Here is a 7,454-nt window from a genome sequence, read left to right as displayed (position 1 = left end):
TACACTAAAATAGGATTGGTGGATTTTCTCCATCAACCCTATAAATTATAGAACCTCGATTTCGAGAAAGGTTTTTTTGTGTTTAATTAGGGGGAGTAAAACCAGGTTAAAGTATGTGAAAAAACGATTTAACTAATAAATTAAATAGTGAAAAAACGTTATAAAACATTTATTTTATGTAAAAAATAAATAAACGAAAATATTCACAAAAACGTTGACATAGTACAATTTTAACACTATCATATCCGATAGTGTGTGTTTTTTTCATGAAAAACAAGGGAGTGTCATTGTGAAAAAAAGAAAGTTATTAAAAGGTATTTTAGTATTCATTTTAGTGTTCTCTCAAATATTATTTCCGGTAAAAAAAATCTGGGCTGAGGAAATAGATCCAACAGTCACTTATCATAAAACAATTACACCAATGAGAGATAGTAATGGAAATACAATTCCAGACCAATATGAATTGATGTTAGACATCACTTCAAATAGTGGACAAAATATTACGTATCAACCATTAGATGTTGTTTTTGTAGCGGACTTGTCAGGAAGTATGGGGAAAGCAGTTCTTGGAAATCAAAGTGTTAGTCGACTTCAAGCATTAAAAAATGCATTAGTTGGAAAGAATAATACTCCAGGTTTAATTGATTCTGTACTTTCAAATCCAGACAATAAAATTTCTATAGTTGGATTTGCTGGAAGAGCTGATAATGATTTTTATCGATGGAATAATGGGAGAGTCGAGCCAAGAGAAAGTGTGGATTTTTTAAGAGGAATTAATTCCTTTGATGATTCGTATATTTATTCTGATTGGAGTAATAATGCTAATCAACTAAAACGAGTTGTTTCTAATTTACAATTAGCTCCAAGAGAAGTAAAAGGAAATGAAGGGCGAGGAACTATAGGAACCAATACGAATGTTGAAGCGGGATTGAAAGATGCTATAACTCTACTACAGAATGCTAGACGGGGTACGAAAAGAGTTGTTATTGTCCTGTCAGATGGAGAAGCAAATATGTACTATAACAACTATGGACATAGTGTTGTTAAGTATCCTAATGCAGGGAATTGGTTTAATAATAGATTATACGGTAATTTGCTAAATCGTCTTAGAACGATTTCTCCTGCAGTTCATGGATTTTATTCTGTAGCATTTGCATATGAAGGAACTTTTGATACATTAAATTGGATGAGAGATCAAGTTAGAGGATTAAATAGAAATATTCCAAGTGAAGAATTATATGCCAATACTGAGCAAGAATTGATTGATGGATTGAATGATATTACACGAAAAATAAGACCATTAGGAATCAGAAAAGTAACAATTACAGATACTTTATCAAAATTCGTGACATTACTTCCGAACAATGCTTCAAATCTTAGAGTTGTTAAAATAGTAAATGGAGTTGAAACACCTTTAACAGAGCAAGAAGCAAGAGTGACAACAGAACAAAATCAACAAGGGCTAATGTCTGTTACTGCACAATTTGCTGACGATTATCGAATGGAAGACGGTGTCAAATATGCACTGAAATTCACCGTTAAATCTTCTCAAGAAGCATTAGATGCGATTACAGGAGATAAGAAAGTTACAGCTTCTGATGCGCTAAACGGAGATAAGTCAAAACTGTATTCGAATCAATCAGCAACAGTAACTTATACTTATGGAATTGAGAAAGAAAAAACGAAAACTCTTCAATATTCTGAAGTACCAAGTTTTAGCCCGTCTACGCCTTTAAATATTCCAGTCAAAGTTGAGTGGAAAGATTCACGTGGGGGAACGAATGTTACAGCAATAAAACCAAATTCGATTACATTAGGACTAACAAAGAAAAATAAAACAGGTGGACAAGATACGCCGAATTATCGACAAATTACAATTCCTCAATCGAATAAAGGAGAAATTCAAAACGTTGCTAAAGGGTATGAATATCAAATTGCTCCGCAAGAACTGTCTGCATTTGATGCAAAAGTTGAAAATATTGGAACGACAGATGCACCTTCTTTCAAGGTAACGTATCAACAAAAACCGAGCTTAACCATTCAGAAGAAATTGACGGGAGAAGAAGTACAGCAACAAAAATATAATGTGAAAATTGAATTACGTGATAGTAATAATCGAGAGTTGTCGGGAACATATGGTGGATTAACCTTTAAAAATGGTGTTGCGAATATTGAACTTCGACCAAATACACCGATTCAGCTCTCGTATCTTCCAAGAGGAGCTCATTATACCGTTACAGAGGATGAAAAATATGCAGGACATTATAAAATTGATTACTCTGTAAAACAAGGAGTATTAACAGAAGATAAGACAGTAACGATAACCAATCAAAAATATCCTAGCTTATCCATTACAAATGAGGTGAGCGGTGAATTAGCAAATTATCAACAAGATTTTGAAATGGAAATTCAAATTACTGGATTGAAAAATAAACAAATAAAAGCACAAAAAGGAAATAAAGAAAGTATCGTTTTATTTTCTAATGATCGAGCTACTGTGAGTTTAAAACGAGGAGAAACAATTCGGTTTGATGATCTTCCAATTGGGGCTCATTATGAAGTTCGAGAATCTTCACGTTCGCAAAGGGGATACACAGTAACTTATGAAAACCAAAGTGGACAATTAGATCGTGATAAGCAAGTTCGAGTCATGAATAAACGAGTATCTGTTCCGGCTACTGGATTAGATATATTGGATTCATCTAATATGATGCTCATGATTGTTGGATGTATCGGAGTTCTAGGTTTATTGGTGATGATTACGAATAGGAGAAGAATCTAAATGTTAAGTAGAAGAGAAAGTTTGCAACTAAAAAAAGTCAAAGAAGAAAGGCCGAAGAGAGGAAAAGGTCCACCAGGAATTAAAGAGGATATCGTTTATCTTCTAGGAAAAATAGTATTTGTTATAGCAACATTAGCACTTTTATATTTCTTTTTGTTTGGAATTATTCGTTACAACGATGATGGAATGAAACCAGCGCTAAAAGATGGAGATGTAGTAGTTTATTATCGACTTGATAAGAAATACTCAGTGGGAGATTTGCTAACGTATGAATATAAGGGGAAACTTCGTGTGGCACGTGTCATTGCCACAGCAGGTAGTACGATTGATATTAACGAAGATGGATTAATCGTTAATGGTTCACCCCAACAAGAGCAGGATATTTATAAAGAAACATTGCTTTATAAAGAAGGGGTAGAATTTCCGCTTAAAGTACCTGAAGGAAGTCTATTTGTGCTAGGAGATAATCGAACAACAGCAGTAGATAGTCGTGTGTTTGGACCTATACCAATTAAAGATACACAAGGAAAAGTCGTCACAATTGTTAGAAGAAGAGGATTTTAAAAAGAGGAGAATTAGGAAATGAAAAAAACATTTATGAAGAAATTAGCAACAGGTGTAGTAGCAGCGGGAACAATTTTATCTTTATTACAAGTACCAAATGTATTAGCTGAAAATGAAGTAGCAAGTTCTCAAAATGAAAAAAATGTTGTGGTAAAAGTCAATAAAGAATTAGATATTGCAGAAGGAATTACTACTCCAACAGCAACATTTACATTTAAATTTGCTCCAAAATCAGGACAAAATAGTGCAAATGTCCCATATGAAACAGTGACACCAACAAATGGAACAATTCCAAATCGAACAGTTACTTATGGAGCGGGAGATACTCTTCCTCAAGGGAAAACAGCCATTACAAAAGCGACAGATGATATTTTTGCAGGAGTAACTTATGCAAATGCTGGGGAATATGTGTATACAGTATCAGAAGAACAAACAGGTTGGACAGCTTTAGCTAATAATATTGATACATTAACATTCGATACAAAAACATATGAAATGCACGTATTCGTTAAGAACAAATCTCAAGGAACAGGAACATACATTTCTAATGTTTACTTCGTAGATACAACTGCTGGAAGTACAACAGCTGCCACTGCTAAAAAAGCAGGAAATACTGAAGCAGGAACAGAAGGTGGTTCAAAAGTCTATAAATATGATTTGTTCAAAAATAAATATACTAAAAAAGCCGGTAAAACTGGAGACACACCATCAACTATTAATCCAAATGCAGATGCATTAACGATTACAAAAAAAGTTGCTGGGGGATTAGCAAGCAAAACTAAAAACTTTACTTTCAAATTAACATTCAAAGCAGCTTCGACAGATGAAACTGGAACTTATACTGGTACAAAAGGATCAGAACAAATTCAATTTACAAAAGATGTTGAAAAAGAATTCACTCTACATGATGGAGAAAGTTTAGTATTCGCTGATTTACCAGCAGGTACAAAATATACCTTAAAAGAAGAAGGAACTTCAGGTTATACACCATCTTCAGCTTATAAAGAAAACGGAACTCTAAAGAATGGTTCAACTGGTACTCAATCACAAGCTTACACTGTTGCAGATGTTTTAATTGGGGAAAAAGAAAATAATAATATTGTAACGAACACTTTACCAGAAGTTACTCCAACAGGTTTATTAATTGATAATCTTCCATTTATTATCATGATTGGATTAGGATTGTTTGGATTTATTTTAGTAGCGAAAAGACGTAGAGAAGCGGAATAATTAAGAAATGAAGACGAATCAAGAAAAACCAAAGAAATCAATTTCAAGACATTTTGTTCTGTTTCTAGATAATTTATTGAACCATTTTCTCTTGCTTGTGACAGCTTTAGTTTTTCTGTTTGGTTTTTATGCATTATGGGATTCGAATCAAGTCTATTCATTAGCTTCCTCTAGTGAGTATGAAGCGTATCGCCCTGTATCTTCGGCTCAAAAAGATGAATTAGCTAGCTTTTCGGGATTTGAAAAATTACAAAAGTTGAATTCAGAAGTCATTGGTTGGATTAATGTTTATGGAACGAATATTGACTATCCATTAGTACAAGCAAAAGATAACGAAAAATATTTAACCCGAGATTCCAAAGGAGAATTTGCTTCTACGGGAGCTATCTTCTTAGATGCTCGAAATAATCCGAAATTTGAAGATTTTAACACCATTATTTATGGTCATCATGTAGAAAATGGAGTCATGTTTGGAGATGTAGCGAAGTTTTCAGATAAGGAATATTTTGAACAACATCGTTATGGAAGTATCTTTTATAATGGACAAGAAAAAGGAATTGAAATATTTGAAATGTTAGAAGTTGATGCTTATGATTTCAATATTTATGATCCTGGCATTGTTGGAGAAGAACGTCAAGAAGAGTATATTCAGCATTTGCTTTCTGTAGCGATCAATAAAAGAGATATATCTATAAGAAAGAATGATCATATTATATTACTGAGTACATGTTTTCTAGATGTCACGAATGGTCGGCATATCGTAGTTGCAAAAATTACGGATGATATTCCTGAAAATACATTCCATATGAAAAAATCAAAGCCATTCCCATATAGTGTGTTTGATGATTCATCCTTAGGGAAATATTTATCATCCATTCCATTATGGATTTGGTACATTATTATATTAGTACTTATCATTGTAGTATTATTCTTACTCGTGATAGTAGTGTTAATGGTACAACAACGTAAAGAAAGAAATCGTTAAAAATAAAAGGGTGGATAGTTTGAGTGATTGCTATCTATCCTTTTTGATTTAGAGGTCAATTTGTGAAGAAGATTATAAAGATAATGTTCATTAGTTTTGTTTTATTTTTAATGAATACTCCATTTGTGTTATCGGATGAATTAGACAACTACAATCCGATTGAGCATCATGAAGAAAAAGGATTTTATCAGTTACAACAAAATCATCCTGATGTAAAAGGATGGATTAGCATTGATGGAACACATATTGATTATCCGTTGCTGCAAAGTGAAGATAATGTAAAGTATTTGGATCATAATGCATTTGGAGACTATGTAGTGACAGGTTCAATCTTCTTAGACTATCGTTTTAATGCTAATTTTACAAATTTTAATACTATTATTTATGGACATCATGTTCCAACAGGCGATATGTTTGGAGATATTAAAAAATTTACAGATAAAGAGTTCTTCGATAATCATCGTTTTGGAACGATTTATTATAACGGTGAAGAAAAAGAGTTGGAAATCTTCGGTATTCTAGAAGTAGATGCGTATGATATGACTATTTATCGCCCATTAGCAGATAATGTAGAAGAAAATCAAGCGTATTATCAATATTTATTGACGAAAGCAAAATATAAAAGGGATGTATCGGTCACTTCAGACGATAAAATTTGTTTATTAAGTACGTGTTTTGTGGATGTAACAAATGGAAGACATATTTTATTAGCGAAAATAAATTCAGTTTTTAAGAAAAATCAGATAAACTCACCGTCCATTACAACGCATATTCCTCAACAAAGTAGTGTTTCTATATGGATTTTTTATGTCGTGTTATTGTTGCTGATGATGATTATTATTTTGTTAGTTATCATTATTTGTTTATTAAAACTGAAACCCGTCAAAGAAAAATAACAAAGAGCGGTATATTTTTAAATGAATAAGTATATAAAAATAAGTTTGAATATATAATTAAAAAATAAAATTACTCTATAAAAGTTATCTTTATATTGTGAGAGTTGGACGGAGAATTATTTTGAAAATGTTGTACAGCGAATAAAGGTAGCGTTTTCAAAAAAAAAAAAAATACTTCCATTTTACTTGCAATTTTATGCTGTTTACAGTAGAGTTGATTTGTATCATAATAATTATTTAAAAGAAAATTTCTTTTAAAATAGGAATTATTCTAAAATAGGAGGAGTTATTTTGAAAAAGAATCAAAGTTTACGTGCCATTCAAGCACAGAGATTTTTGAGATATAGCATTCGTAAATTTACGGTTGGAGTTGCTAGTGTAGCAATTGCTTCAGGATTAGCTGTGCTAGGTGGTACAAATGCACAAGCAGCTGAAGAAGTAGTCACACCTGCAACGGTAGATGCTGGAAAGAATGTTAAAACAGATGTTGCTGAAAAAGTGAACACATCAAAATTAACCGAAGCAATTGCTCGTTTAGAAGCAGCTTTAGAGAAAGCTGCATCAACTGAAAAAACAGCTTCAGTAATTGAATCTGCAAAAGCAGAATTAGCAAATGCAAAAGCTGTAGCTGTAAATGAAGCTGCAACAAAAGAAGAAGTAGCAAAAGCTACGTCAGAAGTAAACGGTAAAGCATTCGTTGTTGAAAGTATGCCAAAAGCAACTGCAGACAAGAAAGAAGAAAAAGAAAACAAAAACCAAGATCCTAGAAATGGACAAGCTATTCCAGGGAAAGGTGAGAGTGGGTTTAGAGCTGTAGATACTACAGCCGCAAATGCTGCATCAGAAGCAGAAAAATATAAAGGCATTCGTGATGCTGCTATTCCAGAGTTACAAGCAAATATTGATAAAATGCAAGCTGAAATAGCAAAAGAAGAAGCTAAGCCTACGAATAAAAAAGATCAATTTAAAATTGATGTTTTAAAACATATTAAACAAA

Annotated in this window: 6 protein-coding genes; all 6 read left to right on the top strand. The window is 32.6% G+C overall.

What is annotated here, in order from left to right:
• The first annotated feature begins 289 nt into the window (after positions 1-289).
• On the top strand, positions 290-2,782 hold the full coding sequence (locus RWZ86_RS07860; protein ID WP_314681187.1) for a vWA domain-containing protein: 2,493 nt from the start codon (positions 290-292) through the stop codon (positions 2,780-2,782).
• Positions 2,783-3,346, top strand: coding sequence for a signal peptidase I (gene lepB / locus RWZ86_RS07855; protein ID WP_314681185.1), 564 nt, complete (start codon positions 2,783-2,785; stop codon positions 3,344-3,346). It begins immediately after the preceding gene.
• A gap of 18 nt (positions 3,347-3,364) precedes the next feature.
• Positions 3,365-4,576, top strand: coding sequence for a DUF5979 domain-containing protein (locus tag RWZ86_RS07850; protein WP_314681182.1), 1,212 nt, complete (start codon positions 3,365-3,367; stop codon positions 4,574-4,576).
• A 7-nt stretch (positions 4,577-4,583) separates the two neighbouring features.
• Positions 4,584-5,561, top strand: coding sequence for a class B sortase (srtB, locus tag RWZ86_RS07845; RefSeq protein WP_314681180.1), 978 nt, complete (start codon positions 4,584-4,586; stop codon positions 5,559-5,561).
• A 62-nt stretch (positions 5,562-5,623) separates the two neighbouring features.
• Entirely contained in the window at positions 5,624-6,457 is an 834-nt protein-coding gene (gene srtB, locus RWZ86_RS07840; protein WP_314681178.1) for a class B sortase, read from the top strand.
• Positions 6,458-6,748: 291 nt separating this feature from the next.
• The coding region (locus RWZ86_RS07835; protein ID WP_314681176.1) for a YSIRK-type signal peptide-containing protein at positions 6,749-7,454 on the top strand (706 nt) is incomplete at its 3' end.

It is taken from the genome of uncultured Granulicatella sp. (assembly GCF_963545075.1).
Taxonomy (GTDB): domain Bacteria; phylum Bacillota; class Bacilli; order Lactobacillales; family Aerococcaceae; genus Granulicatella.
This window is presented reverse-complemented; position numbering and strand designations above follow the sequence as displayed.

What these genes read in the sequence shown, in the direction of transcription:
- lepB (WP_314681185.1), top strand. Translation starts at nt 2,783, where the DNA reads ATGTTAAGTAGAAGAGAAAGTTTGCAACTAAAAAAAGTCAAAGAAGAA.
- RWZ86_RS07850 (WP_314681182.1), top strand. Translation starts at nt 3,365, where the DNA reads ATGAAAAAAACATTTATGAAGAAATTAGCAACAGGTGTAGTAGCAGCG.
- srtB (WP_314681180.1), top strand. Translation starts at nt 4,584, where the DNA reads ATGAAGACGAATCAAGAAAAACCAAAGAAATCAATTTCAAGACATTTT.